Here is a 26,047-nt window from a genome sequence, read left to right as displayed (position 1 = left end):
GCGACGCTAGGGTCGGTCCGCGAAGGCGGGGCGACCTGAGGGCGACCTCCCGGCGTCCTCGGTGTAACGGAACCGCTACGAGGTGCGACGTATGACGTACCGTCAGACGGCTGGGGTCGGCCGACCCGCCGCTACTCGGCGGCGCGCTCCGGCTCGGGCCGGTCGGCCCCGTCGCGGGCCGGACCGGGCCGGGGCGGATCCGGCCGCCACAGCGGGTGCTCGGCACGGATCCACCAGCGTGCGACGTAGCCGGTGCGCAGGCCGCTGCGTGCCTCGGGGTCCTTCGCCGCGAAGCGGACATGGCCGGCGATCGCCACCACGATGAGCAGGAAGAGCCAGTCGTGGACGAAGGTGGCGCCGGTGCGCCAGAACAGCGGGGTCATCCGGGGGAACCACATGATCAGCCCGGTGCCGGCCATGACCAGGATCGCGCCGACGGTGAAGGCGGCGTAGAGCTTCTGCCCGGCGTTGAACTTGCCCGCCAGGCTCGGTTCGCGTCTGCGGCGCCGCAGCGAGACACGCAGCCAGCGCCAGTCGTGCGGGAAGAACCGGCCGAGCCGCCCGGCGTCGGCCCGGAAGGCCCGGGAGACCAGGCCGAGCAGCGGGGGCAGCGGAAGCGCGATGCCCGACCACTCGTGCACGAGGAGCACCAGCCGGCGGCGGCCCACGATCTCGGCGAGCGGCGGGAAGTACAGACTGGCGGCGGTGAAGACGCAGATCCCCATCAGCCAGGCGAGCGAGCGGTGCACCCATGTCTCGGCGCGGGTGAAGCGCCGTACCCCGTTCGCCGCCCTGGACGCCTCGATCCGGGCCATCGACTCATGAAGTCGGGTCATCATGCCGGCCGTTCGACTTGCCGACCCACCCATCCACGTCATATCCGTAGCGCTCCCAGTAACCCGGTTCGACGTCCTTGGTGACCGTGATACCGGACAGCCACTTCGCGGACTTGTAGAAGTACATGGGCGCCGCGTACAGCCGCACCGGGCCGCCGTGCGCGGCGGTGACGGGCGCGTCGTTCATGGTCAGCGCGACCAGCATGTCACCGCGGCGGGCCTGGTCGAGGGTGAGGCTCTCGGAGTACACCCCGTCGAAGCAGGTGAAGCGGACGGCGGTGGCCTTGTCCCGCACTCCGGCGGCGTCCAGCAGCGTGGACAGCCGCACCCCGGAGAAGGCGGTCTTCGGCACCCGCCAGCCGGTGACGCACTGCACGTCGTGGACCATCCGCACCTGCGGCAGCGCCCTCAGGTCGGACAGCTTGTAGGACAGGGGCTTGTCCACCAGCCCGCCGATGGTGAGGCGGTAGTCGGCCTCGCCGCGGTGCGGGATGGAGTCGGACACCGAGTAGAAACGGAATCCGCCGCCACCGGGCAGCAGATCGGTGAGACCCGTGGGGTCCTTGGTGGTGACCGAGGCCAGGATCGTGTCGAGCCGGCCCTGCACGCTCGCGCCGACCGCCACGCCCGCGGCGCCGAGACCGAGCATGCCGAGGACCAGTCTGCGGCCCACGGGAGTGCCGCCCGCCTTCTCTTCGGGGTCCTGCTGCGAGAGCGGCTCCGGCGTCTTCACCGGTCCGGTCCTATGGTCGTCCATGGGCCGATTCGAGCACGTCCGCACCCTGCTGGCCAGGGGCAGTCGCGAATCGTCAGACTTTCGTCATATCCGCGCGTCCGCGACGGCCGCCAGCAGACCGTCGAGCGCCCGGTTGAAAGCGGCCGGGCGCTCCAGGTTCGGCAGATGCCCGGCGCCTTCGATCACCGCCAACCGGGCGCCGGGGATCCGCTCCCACAGGAACTCCGCGTCCGCGACGGGGGTGAAGACGTCCTCCCGGCCGACCGCGATCACCGTCGGTACGTCGACACCGGCCAGCGTCCCGCTGTAGTCCGGCCGCTCGGCCCGGCCCCTGAGTGCGGCGGCGGCCCCCTCCGGCGGCGCGGCGAGCATCATCGTGAGCACATGGGCGGCGACCTCCGGCAGCGCTTCGACGTTGGCCGGTGTGATCATGGAGTCGAGCACGGTGTGCGCGTATCCGGCCATCCCTTCGGCCAGCAGCCGGTCCGCCCGGTCGTTCCGCTGCCGCTTGCCCTCGGGTGTCTCCCCCTGGGCGAAGGTGTCCGCGAGCAGCAGTCCCGCCACCCGCTCGGGGAAGAGCCGCCACAGCTCCAGCACGATCTGTCCGCCCATGGACAGCCCGCCGATCACCGCGCGCTCCAGTCCGAGGACGTCGAGCAGCCCGACCAGATCGCGCGCGAAGGTCTCCAGCGGCGTCTTCCCCGGTACGACGGTCGTCTCTCCGTATCCCCGCAGATCGGGCACCACCACGCGCGCCCCGCGCCGGGCGAGTTCCCGCGTCTGGGGGCGCCACATCGTCCGGTCGAAGGGATGCCCGTGCACCAGCAGCACGGGCGGACCGGCCCCGGCGCCGTCCCCGCCGCCACCGGTGTCCTCGTACGCGATGGTGATGCCGTGGACGAACGCGGTTGCCACCTGGGTGTTTCCCCCCTGTCGAGCGATGAACTCGATGCTATGGCCCGGTATTCGGCGGGACAATCCACGGATGGGCGACGATGTTCGGGGAGTTGACGGGCCGCCAGCCGGGTGATTCGGCCCGCTCCGGGTCGGCGCGCCGTGCGCCCGGCCCATGGTGCGGCCGAGGGTGCGGCGGTGACCCATCTCACTCTCGCGCTCCCTCCGGCCACCCGCCGCGTGGGCCCCACCGCTGCGGGTCAGGACAACCTTCAACGACGTGATCCCCCGGCCAAACACGCGATTCCACCAATCGGAGATCCCGCGGAACGTCACTTCCGGGAGTTGCGCCGCGCTCTCGGCCGGGTCACCCTGAATTAAGCATCACGGAGTACTGCAGCAGTCACTCTACGCTTTGTCGCTCAGGTGTTCCCATTGGAGCGGCGCACGGCCGGGTTCCGCATGCGCGGGGACCGGTTCTCGCCGCGGAGGGAGTCGCAGCCGTGATCATGCAAGTCGACCAAGCCGATCCAAGCGCCAGGGAGTGTGCGCTGGAACTCGAAGCGCACCCGTACCGGATCCAGCAGATCCGGCGCATCGTCTCAGCCCAGCTACGCTACTGGCGTCTCGACCCGCTCATCGACGCGGCGTCGACCGGCATCAGCGAACTGCTCGCCAACGTCCATCGCCATGCCAGACCTGACAAACGGTGTGCGGTGACGCTCACGCTGGCGGTCGACCGTCTCACCGTAGCCGTCAAGGACCACGATCCGCGGCTGCCGTATCCGCAGCCGATGGAGCCGACCGCCACCACGGGGCGCGGTCTGGCCATGGTCGAGGCGCTGACGGACGGCTGGGGTACCGACCTGCTGCCGGGGGAGGCGGGCAAGGTGGTGTGGTTCGTTCTGCACACCCCCAGCGCGGCGCCCACCCTGGTCCCGCTGAAGTCGGCGACCGTACCGCTGGAGCGGATCGCTCCGGAGCGCGTGGCGGTCGCGGCCGTCGCTTGACGATCGCGTCCGGCTTCCCGCCCTCCGCGGCTCGCACACCGTAGTTCCACGACCGGTCGAAGCGGACCGGCTGGCGCCTCCCGCCGACGGAGACGGCAGCCGGTCCGCGGTGTTGCGGCGCGCGGCGGCGACCGGACGGGACGCGGACCGCACGCGGCCACGAGCCCCCGGCACGGATGGCGCGGGGCGCTTCCGTAACCGGACCGGCCGGCCGGCGGGTTTCACCCGGGGCCGCGAGATCGTCGCGATCTTCACCCGATCGGCCTAACGGAGGACCGTGGTGGCGGCGTTTGCCGTCGGCGGCGGCTCATGAGGGCGTAGCCGACCGGCGGGCGGGCCGCCGGCCAGCAACGCCGGATAGGTAGGCCCGGCTAGATGATGCTGCCCTTCCTCCGGCGCGGGTCGCGCCCGAAGTGCTCATCGAGGACGGACAGCCGCCGCCAGTACTCGTCCTCGTCGATCTCCCCCGCCGCGAACCGCCGCGCGAGCACCGCGATCGGCGAAGGCTCCCCCGCGACCGCCCGGCCCGGCCATCCGCCACCCCGCCCGCGCCACTCCGTGCGCCGCACCACCGTGACCACGGCGACCACGGCGACCACCGCGAACCCCCAGACCACCGGAAAGACCAGCACCCACGGCCCGGGCCCGCCACCATGCCACGCCAGGTTGTCCATCGCTCACCATCTCCCCACTCCCCCGCCCAATCCGACACCCCGAGCCTGACCCCCCACCGCCCCGAAGTCGTCCTCCCCCCGGCGACACCGCATCTCCTCCACCGGAAGCACCCACCCCCTACCTCGCCGCACTGCGTGCGCCAGCCGCATAGCCCAGCAGGGGAGAACAGACAGCCGGGGCACGGCCCCCGAACCAGCCCACCCCGCCCCGCACCCGGCGCCGGCCGCACCTCCCGGCCGGGGAGAACAGACGGCCGGGGCGCGCCCCCGTGGGGGCAGCCGTATCGCCCCGCGGGGAGCCCGCGGCTCCGGTGTCAGAGGGTGGCCCTACCGTGGGAAGCATGTGGCGCTGTACGGGGGTTCGGTGGTGGGGTGGGGCGGCCGGGTGGGGGTGGTGGGATCCGGAGCGGGGGGAGCGGACGAGTCCGCTGCGGGTGGGCGACGCGTTGTCGCTCACGCCGGGACCGGGGGCGATACGACGGTGCGTGGGGGTGTGGCGGGCCGGCCGGTGGACGCCGTGCCCGTACGAAGCGGCGCTGCCGCACGACGCCAGGCGGGACCAGTGCGAGTCGTGCGCCGCGCTGGACCGTTCCTCGTCCGTCGCGGCGGACACCCGGGTGGATGACCCGCGCCCGTACGCGGTCTACCTCGCCTCCTTCGGCCCCGGCCTGCACAAGGTCGGGATCACCGCGGTGGCCCGCGGTACCGCCCGGCTGCTGGAACAGGCCGCCGTGTGTTTCACCTTCTTGGGCGAGGGCCCGTTGATGACGGCGCGCCGCACGGAGGCGGTGCTGGGCGCCGCGCTGGGCATCCGCGACCGGGTGCCCGACTCGGCGAAGCGCGCCGCCCGGCACACCCTGCCGGAGGCACCGCACCGGGCGGACGAACTGCGGCGGCTCTACGACGACGTGACGGCCGTCCGGGACCGCCTGCCGGACTCGCTGCGGCTGCGGTCCTTCCACGCGGTGGACCACGGAGCTCTCTTCGGCCTGCCCGCCGCGCCCCCGACCGCCGGGATCACGGCGCTCGCCCCGGGCCGTACGCTCGCCGGCACGGTCCGGGTGGTCGCCGGCCACGACGTGCAAGTCGAGACAGCCGGCGGCGTCCTGCTGCTCGACACCCGGCTGACCGCCGGATGGCCGCTGCGCAAAGGCCCCGCCGACGCCGTTTCCGACGTACCGTCCGCGCCGCTCGGGCGCCCGGCGGAGGCACCCGAGCCGCTCTTCTGACCACCGCGCGCCGCCAGCGAAGGCCGGGCCGGCGCGCACGGGAGTCCGCCGGCGTCAGCCGCCGAGCACCGCCAGCGGATCATCGAGCACCGGCTGCCAGGCCAACTCCGCCGCCCCGACCAGGCTGTTGTGGTCGAGCGCGCAGGCCAGCACGGGCACGCCCCCGCTGCGTCCCCACAAGCTGTGGTCGGCCACCACGGCCCGCAGCGCCTCGGGGTCGGCGTCCAGCAGGTGGCGGTGCAGGCCGCCGAGCAGGATGCGGTCCGGGTTGAGTACGTTGACCAGCCCGGCGAGCCCCCTGCCGAGCCGGTCGATCAGCACCCGCGCGGCCGTCCGTACCGACGGGTCGGCGTACTCCTCCCGGAGCAGGTCGATGGACTGCTGGAGCAGCGAGACCTCGGGGCCGGGGGTGCGGCCCGCCGCCTCCACGAAGGCCAGCGGGTCGGCCTCGACATCGAGGCACCCACGGCTGCCGCAGTGGCACGGCCGCCCCTCGGGCAGCACCGTCAGATGGCCGACCTCCAGGGCGAGCCCCGAACTGCCGGTGTGCAGACGGCCGTTGAGTACCAGCGCGCCACCGACGCCGCGGTGCCCCGAGGCGACGACAAGGAGTTGCTGAGCGTCCCGGCCCGCGCCGTGCCGGTGTTCGGCGAGCGCGGCGACGTTGACGTCGTTGCCGACGAAGGACGGCACCGGCGCGCCGTCGGGGCCGAGGACACCGACCCGGGCGATCTGTTCGGTGAACACCTGGCGCACCGGCGCGCCGGCCGGCCAGGCGAGGTGCAGGGGGTTGAGCGCGGTGCCCTCGGGTTCCGCGACCGCCGACGGCACGGCGAGTCCGGCCCCGACGCACACCCGGCCGGAGGCCCGCAGCAGGCCCGCGCCCGCCTCGACGACCGCCCCCAGCACCTGCGCCGGGTCGGCCGGCACCGTCATGGCGCCGGGCGCGGTGGCCACGATCTCCCCGCCGAGTCCGACGAGCGCGGCCCGGAAGCCGTCCGCGTGCACCTGCGCGGCGAGCGCCACCGGCCCGCCGGGGGCGACCGCCAGCCGGTGCGAAGGACGGCCCTGGGTGCCCGCCGGGCCGGTGGGCCGGGTGTCGACCCTGATCAGACCGAGCGCCTCCAGCTCCGCGGCCACGGCTCCCGCCGTGGCGCGGGTCACGCCCAGTTCCGCGGTGAGCAGCGCGCGGGTCGCCGCGTGGCCGGTGTGCACCAGGGAGAGCGCGGGGCCGAGCGCGCCCCGGCCTCGCTCAAGCCTTGTCCGAATCTGTGTCACCCCCCTATTCTGACTTTGTGCCGACGCTAAACAAAATAGGGACTGTTCTCGCGGCGTTTCCCGCGTTTCCCCGATCCCACCACACTCCCGCCACGGATCCCGCCTTGCGACGGCTGCGGATCGCCCTCACCGTCTTCTTCGCCGTCGACGGTTTCCTCTTCGCCGGCTGGGTGGTCCGCATCCCCGCCATCAAGGCGCAGGTCGGCGCGTCGGCCGGACAGCTCGGCCTGGCACTGCTCGGCGTGTCCGCGGGGGCGGTGGCCACCATGGTGATCACCGGGCGGTTGTGCCGGATCTTCGGCAGCGAGCGGGTGACCGTCGGCACCGCCCTCCTGCTCTCGCTGAGCATCGCCCTCCCGCCGCGCACCCATTCGGCCCTCGCCCTCGGCCTGGTGCTGCTCTGCTTCGGCATCTCCTACGGCGGTCTGAACGTCGCGATGAACAGCGTCGCGGTTGACCTGGTGGCCGCGCTGCGCCGACCGGTGATGTCCGGCTTCCATGCCGCGTACAGCCTGGGCGGCCTGGTCGGCGCGGGTATCGGCGGCCTGCTCGCCCCCCATCTCTCCCCCGCCACCCATCTGTTGCTGCTCACCCCGATCGGTCTGATCACGGTCGCGGTGGCCGGACGCGTCCTGGTGGCGCATCCTCTGCGCGGCCGGACCGCGACCGGGTCCACGGCCGCCGAGCCGGCCGACCAGGGACCGGCGTTCGGGGAGCCGAGGGCCCACAAGCCGGCGCCCGGCGAGCCGAAGGCCGCTTCCCCGCGTCCGGCCCAGGAGACGGCGCGAGGTCAGCAGACCCTACTCGATCAGGAAGCCCGGGGCGGCGGAACCGGCACAGCGGGGCGGCCGGGCCCGGCCGCTCAGCCGGTCACGGCCGCTCGGCCGACCATCCGGCCCGCCACCGCACCGGCCCATCCCTCCGCGCTGCTGGTGACCGTCTTCGGCCTGATCGCGGGCTGCTCGGCGTACGGCGAGGGCGCGCTCGCCGAGTGGGGCCCGCTGCACATCCAGCAGGACCTGCACGGCGGTTCGGGTATCGCGGCGGCCGGCTACGCCTGCGTCGCGCTGGCCATGGCCGTCGGCCGGCTCTTCGGCACCGCGCTGCTGGAACGGCTCGGCCAGACCCGCGCGCTGGTACTCGGCGGGCTCACCGCGTGCGCCGGGATGCTGATCGGCGCGCTGTCGCCGGCGATTCCGCTGGTGATGCTCGGCTTCGCGGTCACCGGCCTCGGGCTGGCCAACCTCTTCCCGACCGCCATCGCGAGGGCCGGGCAGCTCACCGGCCCGAGCGGCGTGGCCGCCGCCTCGACCCTGGGGTACGGGGGGATGCTGCTGGGACCGCCGTCGATCGGCTTCCTCGCCGACGCGCTGGGGCTGCCGACCGCGCTGCTCACGGTCTCGGTGCTGGCCGCCGCGGCGGCGGGCATCGCGCACGCCGTGCGCAAGGGCGGCGCGGTGGCGTAAGAGCGGGGGTGTGCGGGCCGGCCCTGCAAGACGGTCGACCATTGGTCCGGGCAGCCGGACAGGTCACGCCGCCGGGCGGACCGTTCGGGCGGGCAGCCGGACCTTTCGGGTGAAAGAAGTACCTCGGCGGGGGCGGTGAGCGCGGGGCGGATCAGTCCCTCGGCAGCATCCGCTCCAGTACGGCGCGATGCCCGGGCCTTGCCTTCTCGTAGCGGTCGCGGCCCGCCTCGGTGAGCCCGACCCGCACGCCGCGCCGGTCCTCGCTGCACACGCCCCGGTCGACCAGGCCGTCCTTCTCCAGGCGGGCCACCAGCCGGGAGAGCGCGCTCTGGCTCAGATGCACCCGATCGGCGAGCTCCTGGACGCGAAAGGTGCAGCCGCCGTCGTCCGCCTGTCCCCCGGCGAGCACGTCGAGCACCTCGAAGTCGCTGGCGCACAGGCCGAACGGGTGGAGTTCGCGGTCGATCTCGCATGCCGTGCGCGCATGGATGGCGAGGATCTCCCGCCATTCCGTCACGAGCGCCCGCTCATCGTTGTCGCCGGTCATGCCGTGAGGGTAGCAGGAAACCAGCCAATATGCACGATCATTAAATGCGCTTGCATAACATGCGCGTGCATGTAAGTCTGGCGCCCATGACCTCTCCGTCAATCACCGTCCCCCGTAGTGAAGAGCGGTGGAGCGCCTTGCAGTGGGGCACGCTCCTGGTGCTCTGCGCCGCGCTGTTCCTCGACGCCCTCGATGTGTCGATGGTCGGCGTGGCGCTGCCCTCGATCGGCTCCGACCTGCACCTGTCCACGTCGTCGCTCCAGTGGGTCGTCAGCGGCTACATCCTCGGCTACGGCGGCCTGCTGCTGCTCGGCGGCCGCGCCGCCGACCTGCTGGGCAGGCGCCGCGTCTTCCTCATCGCGCTCGCCGTCTTCGCGGTGGCCTCGCTCTTCGGCGGCCTCGTCGACTCCGGCGAACTGCTCATCGCCTCCCGTTTCGTCAAAGGCCTGAGCGCCGCGTTCACCGCCCCGGCCGGCCTGTCCATCATCACCACCAGCTTCGCCGAGGGGCCGGTACGCAACAAAGCACTCACCATCTACTCCAGTTGCGGCGCCACCGGCTTCTCCATGGGCCTGGTGCTCTCCGGCTTCCTCACCGAGGCGGGCTGGCGCTGGACGATGCTGCTGCCCGCGCCGGTGGCCGTGATCGCCCTGGTCGCCGGTCTGAAGCTGATCCCCAAGACTCCGCGCGACCGTACCGAAGGCCGCGGCTACGACCTGCCGGGAGCCATCACCGGCACCGGCTCCATGCTGCTGCTGGTGTTCACCGTGGTCTCGGCCTCGGACGCCGGCTGGGCCTCGGCCCGCACACTGGGCTCCTTCGCCGCGGTCGCGGTGCTGCTCGCCGCCTTCGTCGCGGTCGAACAGCGGACCGCCCATCCGCTGATCCGGCTGAGCGTGCTGCGCTCCTCGGCGCTGGTGCGCGCCAACCTGGGGGCCGCCACCTTCTTCGGCTCGTACGTCGCCTTCCAGTTCCTGGTCACGCAGTACCTCCAGAACGTGCTCGGCTACAGCGCGATGCAGACCGCGCTCGCCTTCCTGCCGGCCGGTTCCCTGGTGGCGATCCTGTCCACCCGGATGGGTCCGGTGGTGGACCGCTTCGGCACCACCCGGGTGATCGCGGCCGGCTTCACCTCCCTGGTCATCGGCTACGTCCTCTTCCTCCGCATCGACCTGCACCCGAGCTACGCGGCGGTCATCCTGCCCTCGATGCTGCTGCTCGGCGGCGCCTTCGCCACGGCGTTTCCGTCCCTGAACATCCAGGCCACCAACGGCGTCAAGGACGAGGAGCAGGGCATGGTCTCCGGCCTGCTCAACACCTCCTTCCAGGTGGGCGGCGCGATCTTCCTCGCGGTCGTCACCGCGGTGGTGACCGCCCAGGCCGGCAGCCACCCGGCCGGCAAGCAGGCGGTACTGGACAGCTACCGGACCGGCCTGTGGGTCGTCACCGGCATCGGTCTGGCCGGACTGCTGCTGACCCTGTCCGGAGTGCGGCGGCGTCCCCCGTCCTACGGTGTCCTGGTGGCATCGTCCGCGGACCGTGACGCCCGCCGCGAGGACGAACTCAACCGCGGGGCCGCCGAGAAGCTCGTGACCCGCGACTGAACTCCCTTGATCCGCCCGGTACTCCGGCCCCGCGCGAACGGAAAACGTGCGGGGCCGATCGGTCTTCCCATGGCACACTTGACGGGCCGTCGGGGGACGAGGCGGGAGGAATCGGGATGCGCAAGGCGCGTACGCGGGACCAACGGGACGCGGTCACGGTCGAGATGGTCTTCGCGGCCGCCACCGGGATGCTGCTCGCCGCGGCGGGCTTCGCCGCGATGATCAGCCCGGTGCTCGCCGACGCGGCGCACGGCACGGCGCGCGAGGGGTGGTACACCGGAGCGGTGGTGCTGGCCACCGGGCTCTTCTGCGGGCGGGTGGCGCTGACGCTGCGGCGCTTCGAGCGGCAGAACCGGCTGTGGTGGGCGGAGCCGACGGCGGGTCAGCCCAGCCAGCCGGGGCGGACCAGCCCGGACTCATAAGCCATCACCACCAGTTGGGCACGGTCTCGGGCACCGAGTTTCACCATCGCCCGGCTGACGTGCGTCTTGGCGGTCAGCGGGCTGACGACGAGACGGCGGGCGATCTCCTCGTTGGAGAGCCCGATCCCGACCAGGGCCATCACCTCGCGCTCCCGCTCGGTGAGCCGGTCGAGCGCGAGCGCGGCCGCCGGCTCCCTGGAGCGGGCGGCGAACTCCGCGATGAGCCGCCGGGTCACGCCCGGCGAGAGCAGCGCGTCGCCGCCGACCACGGCGCGTACCGCGCGCAGCAGTTCCGCCGGTTCGGTGTCCTTGACGAGGAAGCCGGAGGCGCCCGCCCGGATCGCCTCGAAGACGTACTCGTCGAGCTCGAAGGTGGTGAGGATGACCACCTTCACCCCGGCGAGAGCCGGATCCCCGGTGATCGCGCGGGTGGCGGCCAGACCGTCCATCAGCGGCATCCGGATGTCCATCAGCACCGCGTCGGGGGTCAGTTCGCGGGCCTGGCGCAGCGCGTGCCCGCCGTCGGCCGCCTCGCCCACCACCTCGATGTCGCGCTGCGCGTCGAGCAGCGCCCGAAAGCCCGCTCTGACCAGGGCCTGGTCGTCGGCGAGCAGCACCCGGATCATGAGCGTCCGCCGGCGGAGGCAGCCCTGGCCGGGCGGTCAGGGCCGGCGGCCGTACGCTCCCCGGCCCGGGCGGCCGTCGCGGTGGACGGCGCCGGTGACCCGGGCCGGTCGGCGGTCCGTCCGTCAGGAGGGTCGGTCACGGCGCAGGGCAGGGTGGCGCTGACCCGGAAGCCGCCGTCCGGGCGGGGACCGGCCTCGACGCTCCCGCCGAGCGCGGCGGCCCGCTCCCGCATGCCGGCCAGTCCGTTGCCGCTTGCCTGCCGGACGCGCTGGGCGGCGGGTCCGTCGTCGTCGATCCGCACCTCGACGGTGCCCGTTCGGTAGCCGAGGTGGACGCGGGCCGACCGGGAGCCGGAGTGCCGCACGGTGTTCGTCAGCGCCTCCTGGACGATCCGGAAGGCGGCCAGGTCGGCGCCGGGGGGCAGCGGACGGCGGTCGCCCGCGATGGTGACGTCGGCGGCGAGGCCGGCGAGGCGTGCCTGGGCGAGCAGTTCCGGCAGCCGGTCGAGGCCGGGAGCGGGCGTCCTGGGCGCCTCACCGGGGGCCCGCAGGGCGCTGAGCACCTGCCGGACCTCGCCGAGTGCCTCCTTGCTCGCGGCCTTGATGGTGGTGAGCGCGGTGCGGGCCTGTTCCGGGTGCTCGTCGATCAGCGCCAGGGCGACCCCGGCCTGGACGTTGATCACCGAGATGCTGTGCGCGAGGACGTCGTGCAGCTCGCGGGCGATCCGCATCCGCTCCTCGTCCGCCCGGCGGGTTTCGGCCTCGGCGCGTTCGCGGCGCTCCCTGGCGAACTGCTCGCGGCGGACCCTGAAGAGTTCGGCGGCGGCGAGCACGGCGAGCAGCCAGGCACCGGACCCCGAGACCTCCAGCCACGACATGCGGTGGTCGCCGGCCGGCGGCAGCCACCGGAAGAGCCACTCGCCGACGAGCACATGGCCGGCGAAGACCAGCGCGGCGGTGATGAGCACGCCGCGGCGGTGCCCGGCGGCGACCGCGCCGAAGAAGGCGACCACCAGTGCGGCGAAGACCGGGCCGTAGGGATAGCCGAGTCCGACGTAGAGGAGCGTGACGGCCCCGGTCGCGGCGGCCACCGCCACCGGCAGCCGCCGCCGCGGGAGCAGCAGCGCGGGGCCCGCCAGCAGCAGGGCGCAGCCGACCGGGTCGAGCTGGACCCGGTCGGCCTGGTGGCGTCCGGCCACCGCGGAGCCGAGCAGTTGGACGACGGCGAGGGCGAGCGGCGGCAGCCAGCCGGGACGTGCGGCGGCGGGGAAGCCGCGCCGCGGCGGCCCCGGCGGTTCCTCGTACGTCATGTGCCTCACGCTAGTGCCCTCCCGGCCGCTGCCCCGCCGCCTCCGTCGCGTCGGCTGCTGCCTCCCCGCGCCGCTGCCCGCCGGTCGCGCCGCCGCCTCCCCGCGACGTTAGACCGCGTCGGCCGGGCCGGCGTCCGCCCGGGGGCGGCCGGGCGGCTGCTCCGCGGGGAGTACCGGGAACACGTCGAGGCCGACCTGGCGGGCCAGGGCCGCCGCCGCCTGGTCGAAGAACGCCGGGCGCTCCCCCACCACGTTGTTGAACTGGCCGAAGATCTCGAAGCTGACAATGCCGAAGAGCTGGGCCCAGGCGGCGACGAGGGCGGCGACGGCCGGGACGGGCAGTTCGGGGGCCAGGGTGGCCGCGAGGTGGGCGATGTCGGTACGGACCGGCCTGGCCAGCGGGCGGCCCTGCGGTTCGCCGAGCCGCCCCGCTTGATGGGCGTCCCTGATCACCCGGACGAGGGCGAGCGCGACCCGGGAGGCGGGGGCGATGGTGTCGTCGGGCGCGCTGTAACCGGGCACCGGAGAGCCGTAGATGAGGGCGTACTCGTGCGGGTGGGCCACCGACCAGTTCCGGGTGGCGCGGCAGACGGCGAGCCAGCGGTCGACGTGGGCCGCGCCGGCGGCGCCGGCCAGGGCGGTCTCGGCGGCTTCGCCCACCGCGTCGTAGGCGTCGATGATCAGCGCGGTGAGCAGGTCGTCCCGGCTCGGGAAGTACCGGTAGAGGGCGGAGGAGGCCATGCCCAGCTCGCGGGCGACGGCTCGCAGCGACAGATGGGTCGCGCCCTCGGCGGCGAGCTGCCGCCTGGCCTCGTCCTTGATGGCCGCGGTCACCTCGACGCGGGCCCTTTCCCTGGCTCCTCTGATCACGCTCATGTCACCGAGTGTGCCACAGCCGGCGATCGCCGATCGGAGAAGAGAGCGTCGTCGTAAAAAGAGATCAGGGGGTGAAAAACAGAGCGCTGCTCTTGCACTCCACCGGAAGACCTGAGACGCTGTTCTCAACAGAGAGCACCGCTCACAGATGAGGAGCAGATCATGGCACAGGTCATCGAGCACATCGTCAAGCCGGTCAAGGCGCAGGAAGGGTCGAAGCAGCGCACGTCGAGCGAGGGGACGTCGAGCGCGGGCGCGTCGGGGCAGGGGACGTCGGACCAGTCGCTGCACGTGAAGAAGCCGGGCTGGTTCACCGTCCACGTCGCCAATCGCACCGTGGCCTGGCTGACCAGGCGCGGGTTCAGCGTCTGGGGCTCCCGGGTGCTGGCCGTGCGCGGCCGCAAGAGCGGCGAGTGGCGGCGCACCCCCGTCAATCTGCTGACACTGGACGGCCGCCGCTATCTGGTGGCGCCCCGCGGCCATGTGCAGTGGACACACAACATGAGGGCGGCCGGCGGCGGCCAGCTCCTGCTCGGATCACACGTGGAGGAGTTCACCGCGACCGAGGTCCCGGACGACGAGAAGCCGGCCATCCTGCGGGCGTACCTCAAGCGCTGGAAGGCCGAGGTCGGCGTCTTCTTCGACGGGGTGGGCCCGGATTCCACGGATGCGGAGCTGCGGGCGATGGCCCCCAAGCACCCGGTCTTCCGAGTCCACGCCCTCGACGGTGAGTGAGCGGACACCGCGGCCCGGCCCGACCGGCCCGGCCACGACCGCGCCGAAGGGCCGCCGGACCGGTCAGGCCCGGTCCACGGTCCCCAGCGCCCGGCGGGCGAGCGGATGGTTGCGGACGAGTTCGGCGAGCGAGAGCTTGCCCCGGGTGATCCCGACGAAAGCGCGCCAGGCCGGCGGGAAGGTGGTGAGTGCGGCATGCAGCAGCCCGGGACGGCGTTCGAAGAGCGTGAGCATACGGCGGCCGACCCCCATCTCGACACCCAGTCCGGCCTTCACCGCGAAGGCGTAGTTGAGGGCCTGACGGCGGGCGTCCACCGCGTCGTGGGACTCGGCGATGCGCACCGCCCACTCCCCGGCGAGCCGGCCGGAGCGCAGCGCGTAGGAGATTCCCTCCCGGGTCCAGGGTTCGAGCAGCCCGGCGGCGTCACCGCACACCAGCACCCGGCCCCGGGACAGCGGCGAGTCGTCCGCGCGGCAGCGGGTGAGATGGCCGGAGGAGACACTGGGCTCGAAACCGGCCAGGCCGAGCCGGGCGATGAAATCGTCGAGATAGCGCTTGGTGGCACCGCCGTCACCGCGAGCCGAGATCACACCGACGGTGAGCGAGTCGCCCTTGGGGAAGACCCAGCCATAGCTGCCGGGCAGCGGCCCCCAGTCGATCAGCACCCGTCCGGCCCAGTCCTCGGCGACGGAGGCCGGCACCGGGATCTCGGACTCCAGCCCGAGGTCCACCTGGTCCAGCTTCACCCCGACATGGGCTCCTATCCGGCTCGCACTGCCGTCGGCGCCCACCACCGACCGGGCGTAGACCACCTCTTCGGCCCGCTTGCCGTCGGAGCCGACGATCACCGCGACGGTGCGGCGGTCGGGCACGCCGGGCCCGTGCTGCTCGACCCGGGAGACGGTCACCCCGGTACGCACCTCGGCGCCGGCCGCGCGGGCGGCGTCGACCAGCCCGGCGTCGAACTCGGGCCGGTTGATCAGCCCGAAGAGCATGTGCCGGGACCGCTTGGTGCGGGTCAGCCTGCCGTTGAGGCTGAAGGTCACCGCGTGCACCCGGTCGCGCAGCGGCAGTTCGAAGCCGGGCGGCAGCGCGTCCCGGGAATAGCCGATGATGCCGCCACCACATGTCTTGTACCGGGGCAGCTCGGCTTTCTCCAGCAGCAGGACCCGGCGGCCGGTCACAGCCGCCGCATGGGCCGCCGAGGCTCCGGCTGGGCCCGCGCCGATCACCACGACGTCCCAGACCGAGGAGGTTTCGCCGTCCCCGGCACCGCTGTCCTGCGCCTGTGCACCGCTCACGTCTGTTTCCGCTCCCGCTCAACCCGTTCGGCTGTCTTCGCTGTTCAGCCGCATCCTATTGCGCCCGCCGCCGACAGCTCGCTGTGGCACCATCGGCAGCGAGCCGACACGGTCGCAAGCGACCGCGACGAGCGCAAGATTTCCGTACGTCCCTGCTAGGAGAGTCCTATGTCCGTTCCGCTTGCCGACACCGTCGCGTCGCTGATCCCCCGCGCGCGGACCGAGCTGGCCGAGCTGGTGTCGTTCGCCTCCGTGGCCGACGAGCGCCAGTTCCCCCGCAGCGAGTGCGAGAAGGCGGCCGCCTGGGTGGCGCAGACGCTGCGGGCGGAGGGCTTCCAGGAGGTGGCGCTGCTCGACACCCCCGACGGGACGCAGTCGGTCTACGGTTATCTGCCCGGCCCGGCGGACGCGCCGACGGTGCTGCTCTACGCACATTACGACGTGCAGCCGCCGCTGGAGGAGTCGGCGTGGCTGTCGCCGCCGTTCGAGCTGACCGAGCGGGACGGCCGCTGGTACGGGCGGGGCGCCGCGGACTGCAAGGGCGGTCTGCTGATGCACCTCACGGCGCTGCGGGCGCTGAAGGAGCAGGGCCGGGTCCCGGTCAACGTCAAGGTGATCGTCGAGGGCTCCGAGGAGCAGGGCACCGGCGGCCTGGAGCGCTATGCCGAGGAGCACCCCGAGCTGCTGGCCGCCGACACCATCGTGATCGGTGACTCGGGCAATGTGCGGGTGGGGGTGCCCACGGTGACGTCGTCGCTGCGCGGCATGGTGGCGATGGAGGTCCGGCTCACCACGCTGAGCGGCAATCTGCACTCGGGGCAGTTCGGCGGGGCGGCCCCGGACGCGTTGGCGGCGCTGATCGCCGTGCTGGCGTCGCTGCGGGACGAGACCGGCGCCACCACGATCGACGGACTGGACGCCGCGGGCCAGTGGGCGGGGACCGCCTACGAGGAGACCGACTTCCGCCGGGACGCCGGGGTGCTGGAGGGGGTCGGACTGATCGGCACCGGCAGCATCGCGGACCGGCTGTGGGCCAGGCCGTCGGTGACGGTGCTCGGTATCGAAGCGCCGCCGGTGGTCGGCGCCACTCCCTCGGTGCAGGCGACCGCGGCATCGCTGGTGAGCCTGCGGGTCCCGCCGGGGATGGACACCGATGTGGCGGCCAAGGCGCTGGTCGACCACCTCGTCGCGGCGGCGCCCTGGGGCGCGAAGGTCGAGGTGACGCAGCGCGGCAGCGGCCGGGCGTTCGCCGCCGACACCAGCAGTCCCGCCTATGCGGCGATGGCCGAGGCGATGCGGGAGGCGTACGGCGAGGAGATGGCGGAGGCGGGCCAGGGCGGTTCGATCCCGCTGTGCAACACGCTGGCCACCCTGTACCCGCGAGCGGAGATCCTGCTGATCGGGCTGAGCGAGCCGGAGGCGCGGATCCACGCGGTCAACGAGAGCGTCTCGCCGCGGGAGCTGGAGCTGATGTCGCTGACCGAGGCGCTGTTCCTGCGGCGTTACGCCGCGTCGCAGTCGGCGGGGCTCGGCGTGTGAGAGCGGCCGTGCGGGTGCGCCCGTCTCCGCCGCCGCGCGGGCGGTCGGCAGAAACGGGCGGATAGCGGCGGGCTCGGCGCCCGGAGGCGGAGCGGGCCGTCACTGAGCCGGGTGGCCCGCTTCGAGGTTGAGCGGGCGGCCCTGTTCGCGGGCGCGCAGCGCCCAGCGGAGCCGGTCGAGGCGCTGCGGTGGCAGCAGGTCGGCCGCCTCGTCCTCGGTGACGAACCGCCAGTCGCGCAGTTCGGCGCCGGGGAGCAGCAGCCGGCCGATGTCGGCGTGGGGTACCCGGCCGCCGTCGAAGAGCAGCCGCAGGCCGCCGTGGGCCGGGGGCCGGGGTGGTTCCCAGTCGACGACGAGGAGTTCGAGGCCGCGGGTGAGTTCGATGCCGAGTTCCTCGGCCACTTCGCGGCGGCCGGCCGCGGCCGGGGACTCGCCCCGTTCGACGATGCCGCCGGGGAACTCCCAGCCTGGCTTGTAGGTGGGATCGACGAGCAGCACCCGGTCGGCGTCGTCGAAGAGCAGTACCCCGGCGGCGACCGTCTCGGCGCGCGGTTCGGGGGTCTGGACGATGCCGCAGGACCCGGCCCCCCGGTCGATCGCCTCGGTCAGCGCCAGCGCGGTCTGCCGGGGCGTCAGCCCGGCGGTGGTCAGCAGATACGCGTCCCGTACCAGCCAGGAGAGCGCCTCTTTGTAGTCGGCGATCCGGTCCAGGGCCCAGCGGCGGGCGAGCTCGTCGCTCGGTTGGTCGTCGGGGTGGTCGGTGCGGGCGGCGATCCGCGCCCGCAGGATCGTTTCTCCCGGCTCGAGCACCACATGCCGGACCTCGATCCCCCGAGCGGCGAGGCCGCCGAAGATCTCGTCCCTGTGGTCCTGCCTGAGCAGGGTCATCGGGGCGATCAGCACCCCGCCCACCTCGGCCAGCAGCGCGGCCGCGGTCTCGACCACGAGTCTGCGCCAGATGGGAAGTTCTTGGTACGCGGTGACTTCCTGAAGTCTCTGCCCGGGCAGCAGCCGACACAGACAGCCGCCGAGGACCTCTGGTTCGTACAGGGTGCTTGCCGGTATCAGGTCAAGCATTTCCCGTGCCGCGCTGGTCTTGCCCGCCCCGAACGCCCCGTTCACCCAGATGATCACGGTGCCCCCTTCTCCGTAGACCCCTACGAATTGCCCGGATCATCGGCATCGGCAAACGCGACCGCCCGCCGTGGCCATGACCCGCGTCCCCCGCGCGCCGCCGGGCATGCGGGCGGAACGTTCCCCCGGCAACGGGCGTCGGCACGCGCGCCCTGCCTACCCGCGGACTGCCGCCCGCCGCCCCCGGCGGCCGACCGCTCCCCCGATGGTGCTTGGGCCTGCGTCCGGATCTCCATGGGGCAGGGGCGGGGTCCGGTGCGTGCGGAGCCAAGGCCGAGGAGGGAGGCGACGCGGTGGGGGAACCTCCCCTGCCGCCAGGCCCGGGGGCCGTCGCCCGGGGCCGCCCCCGGACGACGCCCCGGGCGAGAGGACGGGTCCGGGGGCATCTCGGCGGCAGCAGCGGGAGGGCGCGGCGGGCCCCGCGACGCCGCGGGGATCCAGCCGGCAGGCCCTACACCCCGGCCGTGAAGGACTCCAGGTTCAGCGCCTGCGCGGCGGCCGCCGCCGCGCCCACCAGGCCGGCGTCGGTACCGAGTTTGGCGGGGACCACGTCGACACCGGCGGCGAAGGAGAGGGTCGCGTACCGGGTGAGGTGCTCGCGGAGGGGGTCGAAAAGCAGGGGTCCGGCATTGGCGACTCCGCCGCCGATGACCGCGACATGGATCTCCACCAGGGTCGCCGTCGCGGCGATTCCGGCGGCCAGCGCCTGGGCGGCGCGGTCGAAGGAGGCGAGGGCGAGGGGGTCGCCCGCCCGGGCCGACGCGGCGACGGCGGCGGCCGTGGCGTCGGTGCCGGCCGGTGGCCGCCAGCCGGACTCGACCGCGCGGCGGGCGATGTTGGGGCCGCTGGCGATCCGCTCCACGCAGCCGCGCGACCCGCAGGGGCACAGGTCGCCGTCGAGGTCGACGCTGATGTGCCCGATATGGCCGGCATTGCCGGTGGGCCCCGGCAGCAGCGTGCCGCCGAGCACCAGCCCGCCGCCGACGCCGGTGGAGACGACCATGCACAGCGCGTTGTCGTAGCCGCGGGCCGCGCCCTGCCAGTGCTCGGCCGCGGTCATGGCCACCCCGTCGCCGGTGAGGACGACGGGCAGGCCGCCGGTCGCCGCGGCGATGCGGGGGACGAGGGGGAAGTCGCGCCAGCCGGGCACGTTGACCGGGCTGACCGTGCCGTGCGCCGCGTCGACCGGTCCCGCGCTGCCGATTCCGACGGCGACCACGTCCGGCCACTGCGCGGCCGCCCGCAGCTCCGCCAGCACCTCGGCGACCGCCCCCATGACGATCTCCCCGTGGTGGGCCGAGGGCGTCGGCCGCAGCGCCCGTACCACCAGCCGGCCCTCCGCGTCGACGAGCGCCCCGGCGATCTTCGTACCGCCGATGTCCAGTGCGGCCACGAGTGGACCGGTCGCGGCGAAGGACTGCATCGTTCGGGGCTCTCCTCTTGGTCGTTCGCCCGGCCTCGTCGCGGCCAGGGCGCAGCCGGCTCAGCGCGGCTTTCTTCTCGGGTCATTCTCCCGGGATTCCGCGGTAACGGTCCCGGAGGTAGTCTCGCCTAGCTCTGACAACGTTGTCCATCACTTGCCACAGGGAATACTACGAACCGTGACCCAGACACCCGGCCGTACCCCCCGCCCCACCATGAAGGACGTCGCCGCCCGGGCCGGCGTCGGCCTCAAGACGGTCTCCCGGGTGGTGAACGAGGAGCCGGGCGTCACGCCCGACACGGTGGCCCGCGTGCAGGCGGCCATCGACGCGCTGGGCTTCCGGCGCAACGACAGCGCGCGGCTGCTGCGGACCCGGCGCACCTCCAGCGTCGGCCTGGTCCTGGAGGATCTCGCCGACCCCTTCTACGCGGCGCTGAGCCGCGCCGTCGAGGATGTGGCGCGGGCGCACGGGGCGCTGCTCTTCACCGGGTCGAGCGCCGAGGACCCGCGGCGGGAGCAGGAACTCGTGCTGGCCTTCTGCGCCCGCCGGGTGGACGGCCTGGTGGTGGTGCCGGCCGCCGACGACCACCGCTATCTGCTCCCGGAGATGGAGGCCGGGGTGGCCACCGTCTTCGTGGACCGGCCCGCGGGTCTGCTCGACGCGGACGTGGTGCTCACCGACAACGCGGGCGGCACCCGGGAGGGCGTGGCGCACCTGGTCGCCCACGGCCACCGCCGGATCGGCTTCATCGGCGACCAGGCGGTCATCCACACCGCGGCCGAACGGCTGCGCGGCTACCGCGAGGCGATGGCCGAGGCGGGGCTGCCGGTGCGGCCCGAGTGGTGCGCGATGGGACCGACCGATCCCGGGCAGGTGCGGGCCGCGCTCGATGTGATGCTGTCCGGGCCCGAGCCGGTCACCGCCCTCTTCGCCGGCAACAACCGGGTCACGGTGACGGCGGTCCGGGTGCTGTCCGCGCTGCCGCGTCCGATCGCCCTGGTCGGCTTCGACGACTTCGAGCTGGCCGATCTGCTCAACCCGCCGGTGACGGTGGTCGCGCAGGACGCGCCGGGCCTCGGCCGGAGCGCGGCCCAACTGCTCTTCCGCCGCCTCGACGGCGTCGGCCCGGGTCCCGACGGGGACGAGCCGACCCGGATCGAGTTGCCGGCCCGGCTCATCCCGCGCGGCTCCGGCGAGATCCCGCCGTCCTGACCCGTCGGCGCCGCCCCCGCCCGCTCGGGCGCCGCGGCCCGCGTCCGGTTCCCGTGGAGGCACCCGGCTTCCCCCTCCAAGGAATCTCCGCCGGCTTCCCGCTGACGACCCCGGGCGCCCGCGCCCAGGCGGCCCGGCCCATGCGGCCCCGGACGGGGACCGGTCTACGGACCGGATCCGCTACCGTCCCGCGAGCCCGTCCAGTTCCGCCCGGCTCAGGCCGGTCCGCCCGGTGACCTCGGCCGGGTCCAGCGCGCCGCAGTCCAGGCCCCGGCGCAGAAAGCCGCTGAGCGCCCGCGCGGTGGCCGGCTCGTCCAGCACGTCGCCGCCGGCCTTCGCCACATAGGCGGCGAGCCGGGCCGCGGCGGCGTCCAGGCCCTCCCGGTAGAAGGCGTAGGTGGCGGCGTACCGCGTGGGCAGATGGGCCGGGTGCATGTCCCAGCCCTGGTAGTACGCGCGGGCCAGCGACCGCCGGACCAGGCCGTAGTGCAGCCGCCAGCCGTCGTGCACCCGCTCGGTGGAGCCGACCGGCAGCACATTGGTGGAGCCGTCGGACAGGCGCACCCCGGTTCCCGCCGCGGCGACCTGCATGACGGCTTTGGCGTGGTCGGCGGCGGGGTGGTCCGGCGACTGGTGGGCGGCGCTGATGCCGCAGGCGGCGCTGTAGTCGAAGGTGCCGTAGTGCAATCCGGTGGCGCGGCCGGCCGCCGCCTCGATCAGCCGGGGGACGGTCGCGGCGCCGTCCGGGCCGAGGACGGACTGGGTGGTCTCGATCTGGATCTCGAAGGTGATCCGGCCGGCCGGCAGCCGCGCGGCCCGCTCGAACTCCTCGCACAGCCGGACCATTGCGGCCACCTGCGCCGGGAAGGTCACCTTGGGCAGGGTCAGGACCAGTCCGGCCGGCAGCCCGCCGCCGTCGAGCAGCCCGGTGAGGAAGAGGTCGAGGGTGCGGATGCCCCGGTCGCGCACCGCGGCCTCAAGGCACTTCATCCGGATGCCGATGTACGGGGGCGCGGCCGAACCGGCCGGGCCGACCGGACCGGACAGGGTTTCGGTGACCGTACGGGCGGCGGCGATCGCGGCCGCGTCCTCCTCGGCGTCCGGGCGCGGCCCGTACCCGTCCTCGAAGTCGATCCGCAGGTCCTCGACCGGCTCACGGCGGAGTTTGGCGCGCACCCGGTCGTGCACCTCGGCGGCGAGCCCGGCGGGCAGGCCGAGTACGGCGCCGAGAGCGTCCGCGTCCGGCGCGTGGGTGTCCAGTGCGGCGAGCGCGGCGTCCCCCCAGTCGCGTACGGTCCTGGCGGTGAAGGCGTCGGCGGGGACGTAGACGGTGTGCACGGGCTGCCGGGTGCCGGGGTCGCCCGGGTAGCGGCGCGCGAGTTCGGCGTCGGTGGCGGCGAGCGAGGCGCCGATGTCCGTCCGCACGGTGTCCGCGAGCGTCGTCACGGTCCGCATCAGCGCCTCCTCAACAAACCGTTGAAGCCGAAGCTAGCCGGGGACGTGGCGGAGGGTCAACAGGGCCTCGCCGCACCCGGACGCGAACCCGCCGAACGGCCGGACCGTCGGACCGTCGGACCGTCGGACCGTCGGACGCACGATGGTCCCCGAACACCCGGGCGGGGCGTTCGGGGACCATGGCGGGGAGCGGGCCCGGGCAGGTCCGGGCGGCGCAGCCGGCTGCGGGGGTTCCGGTCTGCGGGGATCAGCCCTTGCGGGCCTTGACCTCCTCGGTGAGCTGCGGGACGACCTGGAAGAGGTCGCCGACCACGCCGTAGTCGACCAGGTCGAAGATCGGCGCCTCGGCGTCCTTGTTGACCGCCACGATGGTCTTCGAGGTCTGCATGCCGGCCCGGTGCTGGATCGCGCCGGAGATGCCGTTGGCGATGTAGAGCTGCGGCGAGACCGACTTGCCGGTCTGGCCGACCTGGTTGCTGTGCGGGTACCAGCCGGCGTCCACCGCCGCGCGCGAGGCGCCGACGGCCGCGCCCAGGGAGTCGGCGAGCTGCTCGATGACGGAGAAGTTCTCCGCGCCGTTGACGCCCCGGCCGCCGGACACCACGATCGCGGCCTCGGTGAGCTCAGGCCGCCCGCTGGACGTGCGCTCGGTGCGCTGGACGACCTTGGTGCCGGTGGCGAGGTCGCCGAAGGTGACCGCGAGCTGCTCGACGGTGCCGGCGGCGGGGGCCGCCTCCACGGGGGCCGAGTTGGGCTTGACGGTGATCACCGCGGTGCCCTTGCTGACCCGGGACTTGGTGGTGAAGGCGGCGGCGAAGACCGCCTGGGTGGCGATCGGACCCTCGTCGCCCGCGGCGAGGTCGACGGCGTCGGTGATGATGCCGGAGCCGAGCCGCAGGGCCAGCCGGGCGGCGATCTCCTTGCCCTCGGCGGAGGAGGGCACCAGCACGGCGACCGGGGAGACGGCGGCCGCGGCCGCCTCCAGTGCGTCCACCTTGGGGACGACGAGGTAGTCGGCGAACTCCGGGGCGTCGGCGGTCAGGATCCGGACGGCGCCGTGCTCGGCGAGTACCGGGGCGGCGGTGTCGGCGCCGGGGCCGAGGTGGACCGCGACCGGCTCACCGATCCGGCGGGCCAGGGTCAGCAGTTCGAGGGTGGGCTTGCGGACGGCACCGTCCGCGTGGTCGACGTAGACGAGGACTTCAGCCATGGGAATGCACTCCTGCGAAAGGTCTGCGGGGCGTGGGCGGGCGGGCCCGGGACGCTGATCGGACGGATCAGATGAATTTCTGCGCGGCCAGGAACTCCGCGAGCTGCTTGCCGCCCTCGCCCTCGTCCTTGACGATCGTGCCCGCGGTGCGTGGCGGACGCGCGGTGGCCTCCTCGACGGCCGTCCAGGCGCCGCCGAGACCGACCTCGGCCGGGTCGATGCCGAGGTCCGACAGGTCCAGGGACTCCATCGGCTTCTTCTTGGCGGCCATGATGCCCTTGAAGGAGGGGTAACGGGCCTCGCCGGACTGGTCGGTGACCGAGACCAGCGCCGGCAGCGACGCCTCGAGCTGCTCGCTGGCCACGTCGCCGTCCCGGCGCCCGGTGACCTTGCCGTCGGCCACCGCGACCTCGGAGAGCAGGGTGACCTGCGGGACGCGCAGCCGCTCGGCGAGCAGCGCGGGCAGGACGCCCATGGTGCCGTCGGTGGACGCCATGCCGGTGACGACCAGGTCGTAGCCGATGTGCTCGATGGCCTTGGCGAGGACCAGCGACGTACCGATGACGTCGGTGCCGTGCAGCGCGTCGTCCTCGACGTGGACCCCCTTGGCGACACCCATCTGCAACGCCTTGAGCACCGCTCCCCTGGCGTCCTCCGGGCCCACCGTCACCGCGGTGACCTCCGCGTCGTCCGCCGCCTCGGCGATCTGCAGCGCCTGCTCCACCGCGTACTCGTCAAGCTCCGACAGCAGGCCGTCGACCGCGTCGCGGTCGGTGGTCAGGTCCTCGGCGAAGTGACGGTCACCCGTGGCGTCGGGCACATACTTCACTGCGACTACGATCCTCAAGCTCACGCCTGCTCTCCTACTGCTTCGTCCTGCACGTCTTCGTGAACTGCCCCGGACAAGACCGCCGGCCGGCCGGTGAAGAACCGGATGACGCCCCGTAACGGCAGCATAGGCGCCTGCGGCGGCGGTCCCCGGCCGGGGCGCGGGAACTGCTCCGACCGAGATATTACTCGCCAGTACACAGACGCGCCGACGCATCCGCAAGGCCCCCGCGGTGTGACCTGGCCGACGCGACAGGGTGTCATCGCCCGTGACCGGAAGTGACCGACGGAGTGGGCGGGCGCGGCCTTTCCCCGGCCCGCGCACAGCGACGGGGCGGGGCGGGGCGGGCCGGGGAACCGACGCCGCGTGGGTCCGCCGGCGGACTCAGTGCGGGAGCCGGTGGAAGTCGCCCTGATGGTAGAGGAGCGGACCGCCGGGACCGGCCGGATCGCCGGCCACGGCGTGCGCGATGACCAGCCGGTGGTCGCCGGCCGGCACCAGTGCCGCGACGCGGCCGACGAGCCAGGCGGAGACCCCGTCGAGCAGCGGCGCCCCGTAGGGCCCCACCGACCAGGCGGTGGGCGGGGCGAAGCGGTCCGCCCCGCTGCGGGCGAAGACGGCGGCCAGCGCCTCCTGGTGCTCGCCGAGTATGTGCACGCCCACGAAGGACGCCTCGGCGACGGTCGGCCAGCAGGAGGAGCCGACGCTGATGCCGAAGGAGAGCAGCGGCGGTTCCGCCGCCACCGAGGAGAGCGAGGTGGCGGTGAAGCCGACCGGTCCGTCGGCGCCCATGGCGGTGATCACCGCGACGCCGGCCGCGTGCCGGCGGAAGACGGAGCGGAAGAGCGCCGGGGCGACTCCGGCGTCCCCGTACCGGTCGCTGCCGGATCCCAGATCGATGGGCGCGGTCACATGAAGTCCTTCTGGGCGAGCGGGTCTGCGGCGGGCGGGTCGAAGACGCTCATCAGCCCCGACAGCGCGCGCTGGCGTGACGTCCGAGGTCGACGTCGATGCGCGCGTGGAGCAGGGGGTCACCGGACATAACGTCAGAGTGACGATCCGGCGGGCGAACCGTCAAGGGCCGCTCAGCAGATGGAATGACCGTCACACCGGCTCAACCGCCACACCCAGGGCCGCGATCACATCGGCGCGACGCGGCTGGCCGGCCGCTCGGCGGACGACGGCGCCATCGGCGGCGAGCACCAGCACGGTCGGTGTCTTGAGCACGTTCAGCCGCCGGACCAGTTCGAGATGGGCTTCGGCGTCCAGCTCCGCATGCCGCACCCCGGGGACCATGTCCGACACCTCGCCGAGGACCCGCCGGGTGGCCCGGCAGGGCGCGCAGAAGGCGCTGGAGAACTGGAGCAGGGTGGCCCGCTCGCCGAGCGGTTCACCCAGGTCCTCGGCGGTGAGCCGCTCGGCGCTGTCCTTCGCCCGCACTCGGACCCTCCCGTCCCCGCGCCGGTGCACGACGCCGTAAACACTCGCCGAGGCGAGCACCGCCAGGCACACGATCAGTCCTGTCGGCACCGCGCCTCCCGGCCTCTTCGCTCGCTGCTGATTCCCGCTGTTGCCTGCTGTTCCCTGCCCGGCCCCGCTGGTTCCTGCCCCGGGCGCCGCCCGTGAAGCCGGCGGAGCCACCACCGTTCGATCGGTTGCAGCGTTCACGCGCCCGCAATGATTCCCGTCGGCGGTCCGA

Annotated in this window: 25 protein-coding genes; 8 read left to right on the top strand and 17 right to left on the bottom strand. The window is 73.6% G+C overall.

The features are described 5' to 3' along the window. Positions 1-131: 131 nt before the first annotated feature. The 3 genes from OG519_RS33275 to OG519_RS33265 form a co-directional block, all read right to left on the bottom strand. Positions 132-839 carry a cytochrome b/b6 domain-containing protein gene (locus tag OG519_RS33275; RefSeq protein WP_405592073.1) on the bottom strand — a complete coding sequence of 236 codons (708 nt, stop codon included), beginning with the start codon at positions 837-839 and terminating at the stop codon, positions 132-134. Then, a complete protein-coding gene (locus OG519_RS33270; RefSeq protein ID WP_405592070.1) occupies positions 820-1,593 on the bottom strand; it encodes a molybdopterin-dependent oxidoreductase in 774 nt (257 codons plus the stop codon). The genes OG519_RS33275 and OG519_RS33270 overlap by 20 nt, the downstream gene beginning before the upstream one ends. A 63-nt stretch (positions 1,594-1,656) precedes the next feature. Then, complete coding sequence (locus OG519_RS33265; RefSeq protein ID WP_405592067.1) at positions 1,657-2,487, bottom strand: alpha/beta fold hydrolase; 831 nt, start codon at positions 2,485-2,487, stop codon at positions 1,657-1,659. A 488-nt stretch (positions 2,488-2,975) separates the two neighbouring features. On the opposite strand from OG519_RS33265, the gene OG519_RS33260 reads away from it, so the two are divergent. Further along, positions 2,976-3,476 (top strand): ATP-binding protein, encoded by a 501-nt coding sequence (locus OG519_RS33260; protein WP_405593175.1) that lies wholly within the window; start codon positions 2,976-2,978, stop codon positions 3,474-3,476. Between the two features lie 371 nt (positions 3,477-3,847). Here the strand turns inward: OG519_RS33260 and OG519_RS33255 are convergent, their stop codons facing one another. Then, positions 3,848-4,150 carry an SHOCT domain-containing protein gene (locus OG519_RS33255; protein ID WP_405592064.1) on the bottom strand — a complete coding sequence of 101 codons (303 nt, stop codon included), beginning with the start codon at positions 4,148-4,150 and terminating at the stop codon, positions 3,848-3,850. Between the two features lie 485 nt (positions 4,151-4,635). On the opposite strand from OG519_RS33255, the gene OG519_RS33250 reads away from it, so the two are divergent. Further along, the gene (locus tag OG519_RS33250) at positions 4,636-5,379 is read left to right on the top strand and encodes a DUF2797 domain-containing protein (protein WP_405592061.1); all 744 of its coding nucleotides are present in this window, start codon (positions 4,636-4,638) and stop codon (positions 5,377-5,379) included. 54 nt (positions 5,380-5,433) lie between these two features. On the opposite strand, the gene OG519_RS33245 is transcribed toward OG519_RS33250, so the two are convergent. Beyond that, complete coding sequence (locus tag OG519_RS33245; protein WP_405592058.1) at positions 5,434-6,657, bottom strand: ROK family protein; 1,224 nt, start codon at positions 6,655-6,657, stop codon at positions 5,434-5,436. A gap of 17 nt (positions 6,658-6,674) precedes the next feature. Between OG519_RS33245 and OG519_RS33240 the strand changes: the two genes are divergently transcribed. Next, positions 6,675-8,123 (top strand): MFS transporter, encoded by a 1,449-nt coding sequence (locus OG519_RS33240; protein ID WP_405592055.1) that lies wholly within the window; start codon positions 6,675-6,677, stop codon positions 8,121-8,123. A gap of 151 nt (positions 8,124-8,274) precedes the next feature. Here OG519_RS33240 and OG519_RS33235 read toward each other — a convergent pair whose 3' ends face one another. Then, entirely contained in the window at positions 8,275-8,670 is a 396-nt protein-coding gene (locus OG519_RS33235; protein ID WP_405592052.1) for a MarR family winged helix-turn-helix transcriptional regulator, read from the bottom strand. An 86-nt stretch (positions 8,671-8,756) separates the two neighbouring features. Here OG519_RS33235 and OG519_RS33230 point away from each other — a divergent pair, with 86 nt between their 5' ends. Together OG519_RS33230 and OG519_RS33225 are read left to right on the top strand one after the other, a co-directional pair. Then, entirely contained in the window at positions 8,757-10,274 is a 1,518-nt protein-coding gene (locus OG519_RS33230; protein ID WP_405592049.1) for an MFS transporter, read from the top strand. Between the two features lie 116 nt (positions 10,275-10,390). Continuing rightward, positions 10,391-10,696, top strand: coding sequence for a DUF6332 family protein (locus OG519_RS33225; RefSeq protein ID WP_405592046.1), 306 nt, complete (start codon positions 10,391-10,393; stop codon positions 10,694-10,696). Here OG519_RS33225 and OG519_RS33220 read toward each other — a convergent pair. The 3 genes from OG519_RS33220 to OG519_RS33210 form a co-directional block, all read right to left on the bottom strand. Continuing rightward, positions 10,657-11,322, bottom strand: coding sequence for a response regulator (locus OG519_RS33220; RefSeq protein WP_405592043.1), 666 nt, complete (start codon positions 11,320-11,322; stop codon positions 10,657-10,659). The two genes, OG519_RS33225 and OG519_RS33220, sit on opposite strands and share 40 nt — an antisense overlap. Continuing rightward, complete coding sequence (locus OG519_RS33215; RefSeq protein ID WP_405592040.1) at positions 11,319-12,632, bottom strand: sensor histidine kinase; 1,314 nt, start codon at positions 12,630-12,632, stop codon at positions 11,319-11,321. Before OG519_RS33215 ends, OG519_RS33220 begins: the two co-directional genes overlap by 4 nt. Before the next feature lie 108 nt (positions 12,633-12,740). Then, entirely contained in the window at positions 12,741-13,508 is a 768-nt protein-coding gene (locus OG519_RS33210) for a TetR/AcrR family transcriptional regulator (protein WP_405592037.1), read from the bottom strand. Between the two features lie 162 nt (positions 13,509-13,670). Between OG519_RS33210 and OG519_RS33205 the strand changes: the two genes are divergently transcribed. After that, a complete protein-coding gene (locus OG519_RS33205) occupies positions 13,671-14,243 on the top strand; it encodes a nitroreductase family deazaflavin-dependent oxidoreductase (protein ID WP_405592034.1) in 573 nt (190 codons plus the stop codon). Between the two features lie 63 nt (positions 14,244-14,306). Here OG519_RS33205 and OG519_RS33200 read toward each other — a convergent pair whose 3' ends face one another. Next, the gene (locus OG519_RS33200) at positions 14,307-15,545 is read right to left on the bottom strand and encodes a geranylgeranyl reductase family protein (protein ID WP_405592031.1); all 1,239 of its coding nucleotides are present in this window, start codon (positions 15,543-15,545) and stop codon (positions 14,307-14,309) included. A 168-nt stretch (positions 15,546-15,713) separates the two neighbouring features. Between OG519_RS33200 and OG519_RS33195 the strand changes: the two genes are divergently transcribed. Then, the gene (locus tag OG519_RS33195; RefSeq protein ID WP_405592029.1) at positions 15,714-17,084 is read left to right on the top strand and encodes a dipeptidase; all 1,371 of its coding nucleotides are present in this window, start codon (positions 15,714-15,716) and stop codon (positions 17,082-17,084) included. A 99-nt stretch (positions 17,085-17,183) separates the two neighbouring features. Here OG519_RS33195 and OG519_RS33190 read toward each other — a convergent pair whose 3' ends face one another. Then, positions 17,184-18,218: an NUDIX domain-containing protein gene (locus OG519_RS33190; RefSeq protein WP_405592026.1), complete on the bottom strand. Its 1,035-nt coding sequence runs from the start codon at positions 18,216-18,218 to the stop codon at positions 17,184-17,186. 451 nt (positions 18,219-18,669) lie between these two features. Next, positions 18,670-19,641: an ROK family protein gene (locus tag OG519_RS33185; RefSeq protein ID WP_405592023.1), complete on the bottom strand. Its 972-nt coding sequence runs from the start codon at positions 19,639-19,641 to the stop codon at positions 18,670-18,672. 214 nt (positions 19,642-19,855) lie between these two features. Between OG519_RS33185 and OG519_RS33180 the strand changes: the two genes are divergently transcribed. Next, complete coding sequence (locus OG519_RS33180; RefSeq protein ID WP_405593173.1) at positions 19,856-20,854, top strand: LacI family DNA-binding transcriptional regulator; 999 nt, start codon at positions 19,856-19,858, stop codon at positions 20,852-20,854. Positions 20,855-21,034: 180 nt separating this feature from the next. On the opposite strand, the gene OG519_RS33175 is transcribed toward OG519_RS33180, so the two are convergent. The 5 genes from OG519_RS33175 to OG519_RS33155 all read right to left on the bottom strand — a co-directional run bounded on the left by OG519_RS33175 (position 21,035) and on the right by OG519_RS33155 (position 25,878). Next, the gene (locus OG519_RS33175) at positions 21,035-22,309 is read right to left on the bottom strand and encodes a DUF6986 family protein (protein ID WP_405592020.1); all 1,275 of its coding nucleotides are present in this window, start codon (positions 22,307-22,309) and stop codon (positions 21,035-21,037) included. A 247-nt stretch (positions 22,310-22,556) separates the two neighbouring features. Next, a complete protein-coding gene (locus tag OG519_RS33170; RefSeq protein ID WP_405592017.1) occupies positions 22,557-23,519 on the bottom strand; it encodes an electron transfer flavoprotein subunit alpha/FixB family protein in 963 nt (320 codons plus the stop codon). A gap of 67 nt (positions 23,520-23,586) precedes the next feature. Then, positions 23,587-24,372: an electron transfer flavoprotein subunit beta/FixA family protein gene (locus OG519_RS33165; protein WP_405592014.1), complete on the bottom strand. Its 786-nt coding sequence runs from the start codon at positions 24,370-24,372 to the stop codon at positions 23,587-23,589. A gap of 360 nt (positions 24,373-24,732) precedes the next feature. Further along, entirely contained in the window at positions 24,733-25,260 is a 528-nt protein-coding gene (locus OG519_RS33160; RefSeq protein ID WP_405592012.1) for a flavin reductase family protein, read from the bottom strand. Between the two features lie 192 nt (positions 25,261-25,452). Then, a complete protein-coding gene (locus OG519_RS33155; RefSeq protein WP_405592009.1) occupies positions 25,453-25,878 on the bottom strand; it encodes a thioredoxin family protein in 426 nt (141 codons plus the stop codon). Positions 25,879-26,047: the final 169 nt, after the last annotated feature.

Source organism: Streptomyces sp. NBC_01190, from assembly GCF_045039895.1.
Taxonomy (GTDB): Bacteria; Actinomycetota; Actinomycetes; order Streptomycetales; family Streptomycetaceae; genus Actinacidiphila.
This window is presented reverse-complemented; position numbering and strand designations above follow the sequence as displayed.